The sequence below is a fragment of the Pseudomonas sp. R25(2017) genome (assembly GCF_002112565.1).
In the GTDB taxonomy this organism is placed as follows: Bacteria; Pseudomonadota; Gammaproteobacteria; order Pseudomonadales; family Pseudomonadaceae; genus Aquipseudomonas; species Aquipseudomonas ekonensis.
The window spans coordinates 243336-258742 of record NZ_NEHZ01000005.1; the positions used below are offsets into that span (position 1 = coordinate 243336).

Below are 15407 nucleotides of genomic sequence, written 5' to 3' on the forward strand. Positions count from 1 at the left end.
TCTGGCGGACCAGCGGCTGCGTAACTCCATCGTAGGAAGGTGCGCGGGCGGCCTCAAGTACCGTCAGTCACCTGCTTTGCGGCTCTTTCGACCAAGGCGAAAACCACGGCGAACAGCTCGTCGCGGGCCTGGGCGGCAGTGATCTCTTCGCTCGCCGCCGCCTGGGACAGCGCCTCGGCGGCGCCCAGCATCGCGCGCAGGCTCGCTTGGGTGATGGCTGCACCCTGAGTGAAGGGCAGCAATGCATTTCGGCACTTTTCCAGGAAGATCGCTTCGTACTCCCGTTTGATCTTCTCCAGCTCCGGTGTGCTGGCCAATGCGGCGATCACCCCGGGAATCTCTTTGCCTTGGGTCAGCACGCAGTCGACGTATTGCGTGGCGATCACCTGCGCAGTGTCGGTCAGGCGCGGCGCGCAGGTGGCCAGCGCGGCGTCCATCAGAGCGGTCTGGCGCCGGTCGAAATCCTGGTACAGCGCGGCCAGCAGGCCGGCCCGGGTGGTGAAGTGGTCGTAGACCACCGGTTTGGTCACGCCGGCCTTCTCCGCCAGATACCCGAGGGTCAGGGCGTCGGTGCCTTGTTCGCGAATCAGCTGCCAGGCCTGTTCGAGCAGTTGGCGATGGCGATCCGCCCGCGACAGGCGTCGCCGGGGCTGGGCGGGTTTGGGGTTTTCGGTGGTTGACATGGGTTATATACCAAACGTAGTTTACTTTCGGTAGCTTACCGATAGTAGCTTGCCTGGAGTATAGAGCCCCCGGCGCGCTTCCACCACCTGGAGATTCCCATGCACGCATTGATTGTTGTGGATCATCACGATGACCGTTCACTGACCCATGCGCTGGCGCAGCGGATCGCGCAAGGCGTGACGGCGGCCGATCCGGCCCACACGGTCGAAATCGCCGACCTGCATGCCGAAGGTTTCGATCCGCGTTTCACCCGGGCGGACTGGGCCGTGCACCACCGCGAATCGCCGCCGCCAGCGGATGTCCTGGCCGAGCAGGCGCGCATCGACCGCGCCGATGCGTTGGTGCTGGTCTTTCCGGTGTTCTGGTGGGCGATGCCCGGGCTGCTCAAAGGTTGGATCGACCGGGTGTTCAGCAACGGCTGGGCCTTCGATTTCGACGGCGGAACGGGGCTTTCGAAGAAGCTGGGCCGCTTGCACGTGCACTTGGTCGGCCTCGGCGGGGCGGACGCTGGCACTTACGAACGGCACGGCTACGGTGCGGCGATGAAGGCGCAGATCGAGCACGGCATCTTCGACTACTGCGGGGCGACGGTGGGTCGTTCGACGCTGTTGCTGGAATCGGAGCTGCAGGATCCGGCGCTGCATCTGCAAACCGCCCACGCGCTGGGGCTCGGCCTGTTCAAGTGAAGGCCGGCCCCGCACGAAACATCAGGCGCCGGGCCAACCGGCCTTGTCGAGCGCGGCGAGCAAGGTGTCGGCGTCCAGCGCCGGCACCGTGTGCCCGTTGCCTTCGGTGGTCTCGGCCGCCAGCAAGGCGTTGATGATGGCTTCTTCGACCGCTTCGGTGGCCGCCAGGAACAGCGCGCTGATGTGGTCGTTGGTGACCATGCGCAGCCCGTCGCAGGTCGGTGCGCCCTTGCGTTCGTAGGCGGCGGGCGGGATGTGGTCGTTGCCGGTGGCGAAGGCGATGAACAGGTCGCCGCTCTGGTCTTCGTTGCCGCCCCCGGTGCGGGCCAGGCCAAGGCTGGCCCGTTGCGCCAGGCGTGTGCATTGGTGCGGCAGCAACGGCGCGTCGGTGGCCAGGCAGACGACGATCGATCCCATGCCCGGATGGGGCAGGGCCGCGTCCGTGAACGGTGAGGCCTTCGGTTCCAGAAAACGGCCCACCGGGTAGCCGTCCACCCGCAGTTCCCGGCGCACGCCATGGTTGGCCTGGACGATGGCCCCCACCGTCCAGCCACCTTGGGTCGTGTCCAGGCGGCGCGACGCGGTGCCGATGCCGCCCTTGAACTCGTGGCAGACCATGCCGCTGCCGCCGCCGACGGCGCCTTCCGCCACCGGGCCGCCCGTCGCCGCGTTGGCGGCGTCGAATACATGTTCGTGTTTCACGTGGAAGCCGTTGATGTCGTTGAGCAAGCCGTCGAAGGTCTCCAGCACCACCGGCATGTTCCAGTACAGGCGGCCGTCGTCCGGTTGCTGCGCCCGGTCCTGCGCAATCAACGCATCGCGCACCACGCCCAGGCTGTGGGTGTTGGTGAAGGCCACCGGGCTGGTCAACAGGCCCGCTTCGCGAATCCACTCCAGCCCCGTGGCGTCGCCGTTGCCGTTGAGCACATGCACCCCGGCGAAGCACGGTTGACGGTTGGTCGAACCGGCGCGGGGCTCGATCAGGGTGACGCCGGTGCAGATGTCGCGGCCGGCGGCGCTGCGGCCGCGCACGCTGCTGTGGCCGACCCGCACGCCGGGCACGTCGGTGATGGCGTTGAGCGGGCCGGGCTGCAACCGGCCGATGCGGATGTTCAGGTCTCTGGCGCGGGGTTTCATCGGTTCAGTCTCTCGGTAAAGGTGAAGGGGTGTGCACAACGGTCTTGCCTGGGCCCTGCGGCGATTTGGATGACGCCATCGCCAGCAGGCTGGCTCCCACAGTGGATCGTGGGTGTGCATGGAATCTGCAGTCAGCTCTCAAACCTGCAGTTGATGCTTGCTACTGACCATTCTTGACCTTGCTCCACACCCGCGTGCGCACACGTTCGGTGGCTTTGGGCAGCGGTTCGAGGGTGAACAGCGTCGCCATCGCCGAGGCGGGCGGGTAGACCGCGAGGTTGTCACGGGTGGCCGCGTTGAGCAGCGCGGTGGCCGCGCGGTTGCCGTTGGGGTAGGACAGGTGGTCGGTGACCGGCGCGATGACCTCCGGGCGCAGCAGGTAATCGATGAACGCCAGGCCTTGGGCCGGGTGCGGTGCGTCCTTGAGCAGCACCAGCGTGTCGAACCACACCGGCGCGCCTTCCTTGGGCAGACTGTAGGCGATTTTCACGCCGTTGCCGGCCTGTTCGGCGTTGGTCTTGGCTTCGAGCATCGCCCCCGACCAGCCGACCGCCACGCAGATGTTGCCGTTGGACAGGTCGCTGATGAACTTCGACGAATTGAAGTAGGCGATGTGCGGGCGCAGCTTGAGCAGCAGCGCTTCGGCCTTGCGGTAGTCCTCGGCGTCGGTGCTGTTGGGCGGCAGGCCGAGGTAATGCAGGGCCACCGGCAGCATCTCCGAGGGGGAGTCGAGCATGGCCACGCCGCACTCGCCAAGCTTGGCCAGGTTCTCTTCCTTGAACACCAGGTCCCAGGAATCCACCGGCGCCTTGTCGCCGAGGGCGGCGCGCACCTTGTCGATGTTGTAGCCGATGCCGTTGGTGCCCCACAGGTAGGGCACGGCGTAGCGGTTGCCGGGGTCGTTGTCGGCCAGTTTGCCGAGCAGGCCGTCGTCCAGGTTCTTCCAGCCCGGCAACCGGTCGCGGGGCAGCGGGGCGAGGGCGCCGGCCTGGATCAGGGTCGGCAGGCTGTAGTTGCTGGCCACCACCACGTCGTAGCCGCTGCGGCTGGTCATCAGCTTGCCTTCCAGCACCTCGGCGCTGTCGAAGGTGTCGTACACCGGCTCGATGCCGCTGTCGCGCTTGAAGTCATGCAGGGTCGTCGGGCCGATGTAGTCGTACCAGTTGTAGACGTGCACGCTCGGCGCGTCAGTGGCCATGGCGGCCGAAGCCACCGCCACGCAGGCGCCAAGGCCCAGGTTGATATACCCACGGTGACGACGCATGATGCGGCACTCCTGGCCTGCGGCAGGCCGGTGATTGACGGGAGCGCTCAGGCTATCGGGCCGGCGGCGGCCCACCCATTCCCATCAAGGGTTACTCAAAAGGGGTAGTGCGTGGACGCATTGCTGAAGGAACTGCCCGTTCACCAGAGCCTGGCGCGGATGTTCGGCGCCGTGGGCCAGGACGGTTTCTGGCGCGCGCTGGTGGATACCCTGCGGTTGCTGGTGCCGCTGGACAATGCCCTGGTGGCGCTGATGGCGCCGGGCCGGGCGCCGCAGTTGCTGACCGATTTCGACAGCGCGGCCCACCCCGACGAGCAGGAAGACCTGGCCGGCTACAGCGCCGGCCTGTACCAGCTCGACCCGTTTCACCAGGCGGCGGTCGCCGGCATCGCCGACGGGCTGCACAGCCTGGCGTCGGTGGCGCCGGACCAGTTCATGCAGAGCGAGTACTACCAAAGCTACTTCCGCTCGGTGGTCGGGGCCGATGAGCTGCAGTTTCTGGTCAACGTCGAGGGTGGGGTGCTGAGTTTGTCGTTGGGCCGTTCGACGGTGTTCGGCACTGAAGAGCAGGGGCGCCTGCTGTGCGTGCGCGACTGGGTGCTGGCGGCGATGCGCCGGCATGCGCAGTTGCTGCCGCCGCAAGGGGCGGTCGCCGAAGCGCCGGCCGGGGATCTGGCGACGTTGCTCGACCGCTTCGACGCGCGCCTGACATCGCGGGAAATCGATACCGCGCGGCTGATCCTGCAAGGCTTCTCCAGCAAGGCCATCGCCCGGGAGCTGGGCATCTCGCCGGAGACCGTGAAGGTGCACCGGCGCAACCTCTACCACAAGCTCAACGTCACCGGGCACGGCGAGCTGTTCGCGCTGGTGCTGCGGCCTGCCTGACACACCGCCATCGCCAGCAGGCTGGCTCCCACAGGGATCCGGGTGTTCACGGGCTCGGTGTTCAACCGCAATCCCCTGTGGAACCAGCCTGTCAGGCCCATCATTCTTGGCTGACAGACCGCCATCGCGGGCAAGCCCGCTCCCACAGTGTCCGAGGTGTTCGCGGATTCTGCATACACCCGCGATACCTGTGGGAGCGGGCTTGCCCGCGATGGCGGTGCGTCAGTCTCCCACGATGCTGGTAATGCGCACGATGGACCGCAGAGTCAATCCAGGCGCCGGAACACCAAGGCCTTCAGGCCGCTTTGCGGATCGATGTCGGGAAACTCCGGCGGGTTCTCCAGCCGCCGATCGAAACGCAGCCCGGGCGCTTCCCGCGTCACGCCCTCGATCAGGAAATCCGGGCCGAACGACGGATCGTTCATGCAGGCCAGCACCGTGCCTTGCGGGGTCAGCAGTTCCGGCAGGCGGCGCAGCACGCGCTGGTAGTCCTTGGTCAGCAGGAAGCTGCCTTTCTGGAACGACGGCGGGTCGATGATCACCAGGTCATACGGCCCGCCGTTGATCACCTTGCCCCAGGACTTGAACAGGTCGTGGCCGAGGAAACTCACCTTGCCCAGGTCATGGCCGTTCAGGCGGTGGTTGTCCCGGCCCCGGCTCAGGGCGGCGCGGGACATGTCCAGGTTGACCACATGGCTGGCGCCGCCCTCGATGGCCGCCACGGAAAAGCCGCAGGTATAGGCGAACAGGTTCAGCACCCGCTGGCCCGCCGCCTGCCCGCGCACCCAGTCGCGCCCGTAGCGCATGTCGAGGAACAGCCCGGCGTTCTGCTTGCGGCCCAGGTCCACCCGGTACTTCAGGCCGCCCTCGACGAGGGTCATCTCGTCGATTTCCTCGCCCAGCAGCCATTCGGCGGTGCTTTGCGGCAGGTAACGGTGCTGGATCAACAGGGTGTGGGCGCCGGACTGGCGCCACTGCGCCGATCCGGTGAGTTCCAGCAGCATCCCCTTGAGCGCTTCGAGCCGCTGCGCCTCCGGTTCCTTGAACAGCGACACCAGCACCACGCCCTGCAGCCAGTCCACGGTGACCTGCTCCAGATCCGGCCAGCAACGCCCGCGCCCATGGAACAGGCGGCGGGTCTCGGCGGGGGGCGAGGCCAGCGCGTCGAGCAGATGGGCGTGGAGGAGGGCAAGGGCTTGAGGGGTCATCAATCGGAATCGGCAAACGAAAAGGGCGGGCATTTTACCCACAAAAAACCGGCGTCGCGGACTCTGCCTGCGGGCAGCGGGAAAATCGTCTGTATCAAAAATGAATTTCCTCGCAGGCATCGGCTCATACCAGATAAGAAGCGGATCCGATCCGCGACACTGTTCATGCAATTCAGGGAGTGACCGTTCATGTGCCCAGTACCGACGGCGAATTCGCAACGGCCTGGCGAGTTGATTCTGGTGGTCGAGGACGATCCGCTGATTCTGGAGTTTCTCTGCGAAATCCTGCAGGAGGAGGGTTTCCGGGTCGAGCCGCAGACCAGCGCCGACGCGGCGTCCGAGTATCTGGAGGCCCACGCGCCGGAGGTGGCGCTGCTGCTCACCGACATCACCATGCCGGGCACGCTCAACGGGGCGGATCTGGCCAATCTGGTGGGTGACCGTTGGCCGGACAAGCCGGTGATGGTCATGTCCGGCTACGAGACGCCGCAGACCTCCGGGGTTCGGCATCCGGTGGCGTTCATCAAGAAGCCCTGGGCCATCGGCCAACTGCTCGACTGCGTGGCTGTCGCCTTTAAGTTCAAGGCCCCGCGCCTGCTGCACTGATCCTTTGCGCAAGTGTTACATTGCCGGGCACATTTGCCCGGCCCCTTGCCTGAGGATGCGACCCCTTGCCTGCCCTTGATGCTGTGCTCAACCGCGCGTTCGGCGCGTTCCTGTTCGACATGGACGGCACCGTCCTCAACTCTATCGCCGCCGCCGAGCGGATCTGGTCGGCGTGGGCGGTGCACCACGGGGTGGACGTCGATTCGTTTCTGCCGACCATCCATGGCGTGCGGGCCATCGACACCATCCGGCGGCTGAACCTGCCGGGGGTGGATGCGCAGGCGCAGGCGGCGTACATCACCGTGGCGGAAATCGAAGACGTCGAGGGCGTTGTCGAGATTCCCGGCGCGGCGGCGTTCCTCAAGGCCTTGCCGGCGGATCGCTGGGCCATGGTGACCTCGGCGCCGCGGGATCTGGCCCTGCGGCGGATGGCGGCGGCGGGGATCCCTGAGCCAGCGGTGATGATCACCGCCGAAGACGTGACCACCGGCAAGCCGGATCCGGCCGGCTACAGGCTGGCGGCCGAACGCCTGGGCGTCGAGCCGGGCGATTGCCTGGTCTTCGAGGACGCGACCGCCGGCATCCTCGCCGCCGAGGCCGCCGGCGCGCCGCTGATGGTCATCACCGCGACCCACCAGTACCCGCTTGAGACCCCGCACGCGACGATTGACCGTTATGACGGCTTGGAGATCCGCGCCGGCAGCGACGGGCGGTTGTCGCTCAGCGCAACGCGACGGGACGACTGACCGCCGGCAACCCAGCCAAGGCATGGAGCCAGCCTGCTGGCGATGGCGGCGATTCAGGCACCACAGATGTCGGCAGTGCCGGCCTCATCGCTGGCAAGCCAGCTCCCACAGTTTTTGTGGTGTACAGGGATTCTGCGGACAGCCGGGGCCCCCTGTGGGAGCTGGCTTGCTGGCGATGGCGGCGTGTCAGGCGCCGCTGAAGTCGGCGCCCCGGGTCAATAGATGCCCGGCAGCAAGCGCCAGGTGCGGGCGCAATAGGCGTCGTACTCGCTGCCGAACTGCGCCCGCAGCAGGGCTTCCTCGGAGTGGATGCGCGCGATCAGCGGGATCAGCGTCACCGCCGCCAGCAGCAGGCCCACCGTTGAACGGAACGCCAGCGCCCAGCCGACCGCGTTCACCACCAGCCCCAGGTAGCTCGGGTTGCGCAGGCGCCGGTAGATGCCGTCGGTAACCAGCCGGTGCCCCGGCTGGATGGCCACCAACCCGCTGAAGCGGTGCCCCAGCACGAACACCGGCCACAGGCGCAGCGCGCCGCCGGCGATGAACAGCACAGCCCCCACCCAACGCACGCCTTCGCGGCCGAATGTCCAGAAGCCGATCCTGTCGCAATACGCCGGCAGCACGGCGCTGACCAGCCCGATCACGCCGAACGCCGGGATCACCCAGCGGTTGGCCCGGTCTTCCCGTTCGCCGGCACTCAGGTTCACGTCGCTGAACAGCGAGGCCACCACCATCGCCAGGGTCGCCAGCGCCACCACCACCAACGCCCCGTGGGAGAAGAACACCGCCACGCCGCCGATGCCCCACATCGCCAGGCCCAGGTACGCGAGCGTGGCCAGCACCGCGACGACGGTCATCTGTGCAGACATCTTCATGGAACCCTCAACCCTGGCTGCCGTTGCGTTGAGTGTAGTTGCCGGTTTCGTCGTGCGGGGCCCCGGCGGCGGGGTGGGCTACGCTTGAGGAAGGGACATCCGCCATCCTCACCGACCGCGGCCCGGCGCGGATGTCGCCGGGCTGCGGCGCACTCCGGAGGCCGTCATGCTGCACATCCGCACGCCGTTGATCCTTCATCCGACGCTCTCGACACCGCAGCGCCGCATTTGGCTGAAACTGGAGAACCTGCAACCGGGCGGCTCGTTCAAGCTGCGCGGCATGGGCCTTCTGTGCAGCCAGGCGGCGGCGCAGGGCAAGCTCAAGGTGGTGTGCCCGTCCGGCGGCAACGCGGGGCTGGCCACGGCGGTGGCGGCGGCCCGGTTGGGCCTGCAGGCCTGTATCGTGGTGCCGCACACCACCCCGGAGGCGACCCGCGCGCGCATTCGCCGGGCCGGGGCCGAGGTGATCGTGCACGGCAAGGTCTGGGACGAGGCCAACCAGCGGGCGCGGGAACTGGCGGGCGCGGCGGACACCGAATACGTGCCGGCCTTCGACCACCCGGTGCTGTGGCGCGGGCACAGCTCGATGGTCGACGAAATCCTCGAGGACTGCCCGCAGGTCGACACCGTCGTCACCTCGGTGGGCGGCGGCGGGCTGCTGGCGGGGATCCTCACCGGGCTGCTGCGCCACGGGCGCCGCGACTGCCGCATCGTCACCTGCGAGACCCAGGGCGCCGCCTCGTTCGCGGCGGCGGTCGAGGCCGGTCATCCGGTGCGCCTGAGCCGGATCGACACCGTGGCCACGTCCCTCGGCGCGGCCCAGGTGGCGGCCTGGCCGGTGGCGCACATCGGCGAATTTGCCCACCGATGCCTGGTGCTGTCCGACGACGACGCGATCCTGGGTGTGGTGCGCTACGCCAGCGACCTGCGCCAACTGGTCGAGCCGGCCTGCGGCGTTTCGCTGGCGGTGGCCTACCTCGACCACCCGGCGCTGGCCGATGCCCACGACGTGGTGATCATCGTGTGCGGCGGGGTCAGCATCAGCGCGCAACTGGTGGCGGGGTGGGCGCGCACCACCGACCAGTAGTCGGTGACGGCGCCGCTGCGGCGCACAGGGACTATTCTGGACGGATCCTTTTTTGCGCCTAAGGTGCCCGCGATGATCAACCTGGCCACAGCCCATCTGTTCGCCGGCTACAAGCGCTGGGCCAACCGGCGCCTGTTCGACAGCCTGCAAGCGTTGCCGGCGGAGGAAATCACCCGGGAGCGCAAGACCATCTTCAAAAACATGATCGGCACGCTGAACCACATCTACGTGGTCGACCGGATCTGGCAGGCGCACCTGGAAGGCCGCAGCCACGGCTTCGAGACGTCCCACGATCTGGTCTACGCCGATCTCGCCGAACTGCGCCGGGCCCAGGAAGAGGCCGATGACTGGTACTGCGCCTGGAGCGCCGGGCAGACCGATGCGTCGCTGAACCATCCGGTGGACTTCACGTTCGTGTCCGGCGACGGCGGCACGATGAGCGCCGGGGCGATTTTCCTGCATGTGGTCAACCACAACAGCTACCACCGGGGCTGGGTGATCCAGATGTATTTCGAGATCCCGCAGATGCCGCCGATGACCGACCTGCCGGTGTACCTGCGCGAGGTCGACCCCGGCTTCAAGGCGTTCAGTGCGCCGGCAGAGGCGCCGACATGTGACGGGCAATCAGCGAGCGCAGCCAGCGTTCCGCCGGATCGTTGTCGTTGACCCCGTTCCAGACCATCGACAGCTCCGAGGGAATGATCTCGAACGGCGGCTCGTCGGCCCGCAGCACGCCGCTGCCCTCGACCAGCGCGCAGGCGGCGAAGTCCGGCACGGTGGCGAGCATGTCGGTGCCGGCCAGGATCGCCCGCAGCGGCGCGAACTGCGGCACCGCCAGCACCACCCGGCGCGAACGGCCGACCCGGGCCAGGTCGTTGTCGATGGCGCCGCCCAGGTCCCCGGAGAACGACACCAGCGCATGGGGCCGTTCGCAGTAGTCGTCCAGGGTCAGCGCACCGGGACGGTCGTCGCCGCGCAGGATCTTGCAGCGCAGGTCGCGCAGTTTCTTGCGCTTGGCGTTGGCCGGCAGGTCGGTGGTGTAGCTGACGCCGACGGAGATCTCGCCGGAGGCGAGCATCGACGACATCAGCAGGAAATTCACCCGGCGGATCACCACCACGACATTCGGCGCCTCTTCGCGCAGTTGCTTGAGCAGCGGCGGCAGCAGGCCGCACTCGGCGTCGTCGGACAGGCCGATGCGGAACACGTCGCGGCTGCTCAGCGGGTCGAAGTCCTTGGCCCGGCTGACCGCGCCGGAGATGGTGTCCATCGCCGGCTGCAACTCCTTGAGGATCGCCAGGGCCCGCTGGGTCGGTTCGAGGACGCGGCCGTTGCGCACCAGCAACGGGTCGTCGAACAGATCCCGCAGCTTGGCCAGCGAGGCGCTGACGGCGGGCTGGCCGAGGAACAGCTTCTCCCCGGCGCGGGTCAGGTTCTTCTCGAACATCAGGGTCTCGAAAATCACCAGCAGGTTCATGTCGACGCGGCGCAGGTCGTTGCGGTTCATGCCGATGGACTCCGGGGTTGGCGGAGTCTTCAGTGTAGGAGTCGTTGCGGGATCCGGGCGGCTTGACGTTGGATCCACCGCGGGCGCAGCCTGTGGGCTTTCGAACGAACACCGTTACCCATCGATGAGGTGAAGGCATGAAGATCGATTTGAGCGCAAAACTGGCCATCGTCAGCGGCAGCACCGGCGGGATCGGCCTGGGCATCAGCCGGTCGCTGGCCGAGGCGGGCGCCACTGTGGTGGTGATCGGCCGCGACCCGGCCAAGGTCGAGCAGACGCTGGCGGGCATCCGTCGTCAGGTGCCGGGAGCGCAGCTGCGCGGCCTGGCCGCGGATCTGGGCACCGCCGAAGGCGCGCAGGCGCTGTTCGCGGCGGAGCCGGTGGCCGACATCCTGGTGAACAACCTCGGGATCTTCAACGATGTGGACTTCTTCGAGGCGCCGGACAGCGAGTGGGCGCGCTTCTATGAGGTCAACGTGATTTCCGGCGTGCGCCTGGCCCGCCATTACGTGCCGGCGATGGTCGAGCGCGGATGGGGGCGGGTGATCTTTCTGTCTTCGGAGTCCGGCGTGGCGACACCGGCCGACATGATCAACTACGGCGTGACCAAAAGCGCCAACCTGGCGGTGTCCCATGGCTTGGCCAAGCGCCTGGCGGGCACCGGCGTCACGGTCAACGCGGTCCTGCCGGGGCCGACCTTCACCGACGGCCTGGAAGAGATGCTCAAGGACGCCGCCGCCGAATCCGGCCGCACCCTGCGCGACGAGGCCGATGCGTTCGTGCGCAAGGCGCGCCCCACCTCGATCATCCAGCGGGTGGCCGATGTGGAGGAGGTCGCGCACCTGGTGACGTACATCGCATCGCCGCTGTCGTCGGCCACCACCGGCGCCGCGCTGCGGGTCGACGGGGGCGTGGTCGACAGCCTGACGATCTGAACGGGCGGGGTTTGCCGGCGGAGTCTGACCGGTCGCCATCGCCAGCAGGCTGGCTCCTGCCGTTCAGCGGGGAAGGGGGATTTCAGGGCTGTGAAATCAGGCTCTCCCGGCAGTCCAGCGCCAGCTTCGCGCCACCCAGCTCACTGCGGCCGACCTCCAGGCTGAAGCCGTGCAGGCTGACGATCGCCGCGACGATCGACAGCCCTAGGCCGAAGCCGTTTTTCGGTTGCCCGCCCTCGGCGCGGTAGAAGCGCTGGAACACCGCTTCGCGTTCGGACTCCGGAATGCCGGGGCCGGAGTCGTGCACTTCGATCCGCGTGTGCCCCGCCGCGTCGACCCCGCGCAGGATCACCGTGCCGCCGGGCGGCGTGAACTTGATCGAGTTGCTCAGCAGGTTCGCCACGGCCTCGAACAGCAGCGCCCGGTCGCCGTTCAGGGGCGGCAGGGACTCGGGCATCTGCAGTTCGAAGCGCAGTTGGTCTTCCTCGGCCAACGGCAGGTAGAACTCGTGCAGCTCCTCAAGCAACTGCACCGGCTCCAGCTCGACGAACCCCGAGCGGCGCTGCCGGTCCTCCAGCTCTGAGATCCGCAGCAGGCCGCGAAAGCGCGCCATCAGCGTATCGGCCTCGGCCAGCACCAGATCCAGTTGCGCCGCCTCCTGCGAGCCTTCGCCGGCCTGCTGCTGCATCCGGTACAGCTGCGCCCGCAGACGGGTCAGCGGGGTGCGCAGGTCGTGGGCGATGTTGTCGCACACGCCTTTGACTTCGTTCATCAGCCGCTCGATGCGCTCAAGCATGGCGTTGACGATGGCGGCGAGCATGTCCAGCTCGTCGCGACGGTTGGACAGCGGCAGGCGCCGGGTCAGGTCGCCGGCGACGATGGCCTGGGCGCTGGCCTGGATCGCGCGGATCCGGCGCAGCGGCCGGCGGCGCAGCAGGTGCCAGCCGGCGATGCCCGGCAGGATGGTCAGCGACACGCCCCAGAGCAGCGCGTGCAGGATGATCCGGGTCACGGCGAACAGCGAGCCGTTGTCCCGCAGCAGGATCAACCAGCGCCCGTCGCGGGTCTGGGTCGCCACGGCGTCGCAGCTGTCGGCGGGCAGGGTCGGGTCGTCGGAGTCGGCGCAGTCGGCCAGGGTGTGGATCTTGCCGTCCAGCGGCAGGCCGTCGGGGATCTGCTGCAAGGCGCCGCCCAGGTAACGGCGGTGCGCATCGAACAGGCCATAGGCGTCGATGCCGCGGATGTCGAAGGTCATGCTCGCGGCCAGCGCGTCTTCCAGCTGCTCACCGCGAAAGTGGGAGAACAGGTGCTGGCGCTGCATCAGCGAATGCTTGGCCAGGTTGTCGAGGTAGCTCGACACCTCGAAGTACATGACCCCCATCAGGATCGCGCTCCAGGCCACGAACAGCGAACTGTAGAGCGCCAGCAGCCGGCTGCTGGAGGAACGCCAGCCGTCAGACGGGTTCGGCAATGACATAACCCGAGCCTCGCACCGTGCGGATCAGCGGGACATTGCCCGGCGGGTCGATCTTCTTGCGCAGGCGGCCGATGTGCACGTCGATCAGGTTGGTGCCGGGGTCGAAGTGATAGCCCCACACCTCTTCGAAAATCATCATGCGCGACAGGATCTGGCCGCTGTTGCGCATCAGGAACTCCAGCAGCTTGTACTCGGTGGGCAGCAGCGTCAGCACCTGTTCGGCGCGGCGGGCCTCGTGGCTGATCAGGTCCAGCTCAAGGTCCGCCACGCGCAGCGTGGTGGGTTGGGCGCCGCCGTTGTGCTGGCGGCGCAGCAGCACTTCGACCCGGGCCGCCATCTCGTCGGTGGCGAAGGGTTTGGTCAGGTAGTCGTCGCCGCCGGCCCGCAGCCCGCGCACCCGCTCATCGACGTCGGAGAGGGCGCTGATCATCAGGATCGGCGTGGCCACGCCCATGGTGCGCAGGGTGGTGACGATGGCCAGGCCGTCGAGCTCGGGCAGCATGCGGTCCAGGGTGATCAGGTCGTAATGGCCGTTGACGGCGCGTTCCAGGCCTTCGCGGCCGTTGTCGACCCAATCCACGTCGAGCCCGTGGCTGCTCAGTTCGGCGACGATCTCCCGGGCGGTCACGGCGTCGTCTTCGATGGTCAGGATGCGAGTCATGAGGGGCCTGCTGATCGGTTCAAACGGAATGGCTGCATTTTGCCAACATTTATCGGTGACGCTTTAAATTAACTTTCATGTTGTAGCCGCCAATGAGCGAAACCGGAAATCCCATTCACTGCCAACATTGATATCATCTGGCCACAATTTCAATCGGAAGGGACACCGTGGCCACCATGATCGGCAGAGGCTGGATACCGTTGACGGGGGTGTTGCTGGCGCTGGCTTGCGCGTCGGCATCGGCGGCCAACACACCGTGCTCGGGCAAGAAGGGCGGGATCGCCCGGTGCGACGGGAACCTGTTCCTGTGCAACGACGGTTCCATCAGCGGTTCGAAGAAAAGCTGCGCGGCGATGTTCGGCGATCGGCGCGCGGCAAGACCGCAGACGCTGCTGCAAAGCGACGACGGCTGCGCCTGCGGCACCGGCTCGTTCTGCACCGGGCCGCGCGGCGGGGTCTACTGCCTGACGCCGAGCGGCAACAAGAGCTATCGGCGCAAGTGACCTTCCCCCGGGCCAATGCATAACGCCCGCTGCGACCGTCCGGTCGTTGCAAAGTGCATGGCCGATGCATATCGGCGAATTACAGCCCATTGAAAAACAACGATTTATTCAAAGTCGTGGTCTGGCACGGTCGGTGCAATTGGTCTGATGACGAGTTGTAACACCATCTTTCATGCCGGGAGCGCCACAACAATGAATAGATCCTCCGATGGGTTTTATCCTGACTTTGAAGCCGGGGCGGGCACTGTCTCGGGCGTGTCTTGGGGCGCCATCTTCGCCGGTGCGGCGGCGGCTGCTGCCTTGTCGACGATCCTGGTGCTGCTGGGCATCGGCCTGGGGTTTTCGGCGGTTTCTCCATGGGCCGGGGAGGGCGTCAGCGCCAAGGGCCTGGGCATCTCCGCCATTGTCTGGCTGGCGGCGACGCAGATTGTCGCCTCAGGCCTGGGCGGCTACATCGCCGGGCGCTTGCGGGTGAAGTGGGCCGCCCTGCACGGTGACGAAGTGTACTTTCGCGACACCGCCCACGGCTTCCTGGCCTGGTGCGTAGCGACTCTGGTCACCGCGACCCTGGTCGCCGGCTCGGTCAGCGGCGTGGTCGGCGGCGGCCTTCAGGCCGGAGCCCAAGCGGTCGGCGGTGCAGCCGGCAGCCTGACGCAGGCGGCGGGCACCGACACCGACCGGTACGGTTACTTCGTCGACAGCCTGTTCCGCGACGGGCGTCCCGCCGCCGTGAGCGACGATGCCGTGCGCGGCGACGTGACCCGGATCTTCGCCCAGAGCCTGGCCAACGGTCAGCTCAGCGCCGAGGACCGTACCTACCTCGCCCAGTTGGTCGCGCAGCGCACCGACCTGACCCAGGCCGACGCCGAACGCCGGGTCGACGACGTGTACGCCCGCACCCAGAAAGCCATCGCCGACGCCAAGCTCAAGGCCCAGCAAGCGGCCGACGCCGCCGCCAAAGCGGCCGCCTGGACTTCGTTGTGGATGTTCGTCGCCCTGTTGGCCGGCGCGTTCTTCGCCAGCCTCGCCGCCACGTTCGGCGGTCGCCGCCGGGATGCGGTCGAGTATGTCGAGGTCGAGACCTACGCCGCCGTCAGCGTTCCCCCTGTCCGTTAACCGAGGAGTTTGGCCATGCGCTCACTACTG

The 15407-nt window shown here is 67.4% G+C and carries 17 protein-coding genes; 9 read left to right on the forward strand and 8 right to left on the reverse strand.

The window, feature by feature from the left end; genetic code table 11:
- Positions 1–53: 53 nt before the first annotated feature.
- Positions 54–683: a TetR/AcrR family transcriptional regulator gene (locus CAG31_RS08720; protein WP_085579918.1), complete on the reverse strand. Its 630-nt coding sequence runs from the start codon at positions 681–683 to the stop codon at positions 54–56.
- 99 nt (positions 684–782) lie between these two features.
- Here CAG31_RS08720 and CAG31_RS08725 point away from each other — a divergent pair, with 99 nt between their 5' ends.
- Positions 783–1370, forward strand: a complete 588-nt coding sequence (locus CAG31_RS08725) for an NAD(P)H-dependent oxidoreductase (RefSeq protein WP_085579919.1) — start codon at positions 783–785, stop codon at positions 1368–1370.
- Between the two features lie 21 nt (positions 1371–1391).
- Here CAG31_RS08725 and CAG31_RS08730 read toward each other — a convergent pair whose 3' ends face one another.
- Positions 1392–2507 (reverse strand): P1 family peptidase, encoded by a 1116-nt coding sequence (locus CAG31_RS08730; protein ID WP_085579921.1) that lies wholly within the window; start codon positions 2505–2507, stop codon positions 1392–1394.
- A gap of 160 nt (positions 2508–2667) precedes the next feature.
- On the reverse strand, positions 2668–3771 hold the full coding sequence (locus CAG31_RS08735; protein WP_085579923.1) for an extracellular solute-binding protein: 1104 nt from the start codon (positions 3769–3771) through the stop codon (positions 2668–2670).
- A gap of 111 nt (positions 3772–3882) precedes the next feature.
- On the opposite strand from CAG31_RS08735, the gene CAG31_RS08740 reads away from it, so the two are divergent.
- Positions 3883–4656, forward strand: coding sequence for a helix-turn-helix transcriptional regulator (locus tag CAG31_RS08740; protein ID WP_085579925.1), 774 nt, complete (start codon positions 3883–3885; stop codon positions 4654–4656).
- Positions 4657–4922: 266 nt separating this feature from the next.
- Here CAG31_RS08740 and CAG31_RS08745 read toward each other — a convergent pair whose 3' ends face one another.
- Entirely contained in the window at positions 4923–5864 is a 942-nt protein-coding gene (locus CAG31_RS08745) for a class I SAM-dependent methyltransferase (RefSeq protein ID WP_085579927.1), read from the reverse strand.
- Positions 5865–6053: 189 nt separating this feature from the next.
- Between CAG31_RS08745 and CAG31_RS08750 the strand changes: the two genes are divergently transcribed.
- Together CAG31_RS08750 and CAG31_RS08755 are read left to right on the forward strand one after the other, a co-directional pair.
- Positions 6054–6470 carry a response regulator gene (locus CAG31_RS08750; RefSeq protein WP_085579929.1) on the forward strand — a complete coding sequence of 139 codons (417 nt, stop codon included), beginning with the start codon at positions 6054–6056 and terminating at the stop codon, positions 6468–6470.
- Positions 6471–6535: 65 nt separating this feature from the next.
- On the forward strand, positions 6536–7216 hold the full coding sequence (locus CAG31_RS08755) for an HAD-IA family hydrolase (RefSeq protein ID WP_085579931.1): 681 nt from the start codon (positions 6536–6538) through the stop codon (positions 7214–7216).
- Between the two features lie 215 nt (positions 7217–7431).
- On the opposite strand, the gene CAG31_RS08760 is transcribed toward CAG31_RS08755, so the two are convergent.
- Complete coding sequence (locus CAG31_RS08760) at positions 7432–8091, reverse strand: isoprenylcysteine carboxylmethyltransferase family protein (protein ID WP_085579934.1); 660 nt, start codon at positions 8089–8091, stop codon at positions 7432–7434.
- A 166-nt stretch (positions 8092–8257) separates the two neighbouring features.
- Here CAG31_RS08760 and CAG31_RS08765 point away from each other — a divergent pair, with 166 nt between their 5' ends.
- Together CAG31_RS08765 and CAG31_RS08770 are read left to right on the forward strand one after the other, a co-directional pair.
- Positions 8258–9178: a pyridoxal-phosphate dependent enzyme gene (locus CAG31_RS08765; protein WP_085579936.1), complete on the forward strand. Its 921-nt coding sequence runs from the start codon at positions 8258–8260 to the stop codon at positions 9176–9178.
- A gap of 72 nt (positions 9179–9250) precedes the next feature.
- Positions 9251–9844, forward strand: coding sequence for a DinB family protein (locus tag CAG31_RS08770; RefSeq protein WP_085579938.1), 594 nt, complete (start codon positions 9251–9253; stop codon positions 9842–9844).
- Here CAG31_RS08770 and CAG31_RS08775 read toward each other — a convergent pair.
- Entirely contained in the window at positions 9765–10685 is a 921-nt protein-coding gene (locus tag CAG31_RS08775; protein ID WP_085579940.1) for a LysR substrate-binding domain-containing protein, read from the reverse strand. The two genes, CAG31_RS08770 and CAG31_RS08775, sit on opposite strands and share 80 nt — an antisense overlap.
- A 137-nt stretch (positions 10686–10822) precedes the next feature.
- Here CAG31_RS08775 and CAG31_RS08780 point away from each other — a divergent pair, with 137 nt between their 5' ends.
- A complete protein-coding gene (locus CAG31_RS08780) occupies positions 10823–11620 on the forward strand; it encodes an SDR family NAD(P)-dependent oxidoreductase (protein ID WP_085579942.1) in 798 nt (265 codons plus the stop codon).
- Positions 11621–11702: 82 nt separating this feature from the next.
- Here the strand turns inward: CAG31_RS08780 and CAG31_RS08785 are convergent, their stop codons facing one another.
- A complete protein-coding gene (locus CAG31_RS08785; protein ID WP_085579944.1) occupies positions 11703–13097 on the reverse strand; it encodes a HAMP domain-containing sensor histidine kinase in 1395 nt (464 codons plus the stop codon).
- Entirely contained in the window at positions 13075–13758 is a 684-nt protein-coding gene (locus CAG31_RS08790) for a response regulator transcription factor (protein WP_085579946.1), read from the reverse strand. The genes CAG31_RS08785 and CAG31_RS08790 overlap by 23 nt, the downstream gene beginning before the upstream one ends.
- A 176-nt stretch (positions 13759–13934) precedes the next feature.
- On the opposite strand from CAG31_RS08790, the gene CAG31_RS08795 reads away from it, so the two are divergent.
- Together CAG31_RS08795 and CAG31_RS08800 are read left to right on the forward strand one after the other, a co-directional pair.
- Positions 13935–14261, forward strand: a complete 327-nt coding sequence (locus CAG31_RS08795; RefSeq protein ID WP_085580107.1) for a hypothetical protein — start codon at positions 13935–13937, stop codon at positions 14259–14261.
- A gap of 192 nt (positions 14262–14453) precedes the next feature.
- A complete protein-coding gene (locus CAG31_RS08800; RefSeq protein ID WP_085579948.1) occupies positions 14454–15377 on the forward strand; it encodes a hypothetical protein in 924 nt (307 codons plus the stop codon).
- Positions 15378–15407 lie beyond the last annotated feature (30 nt).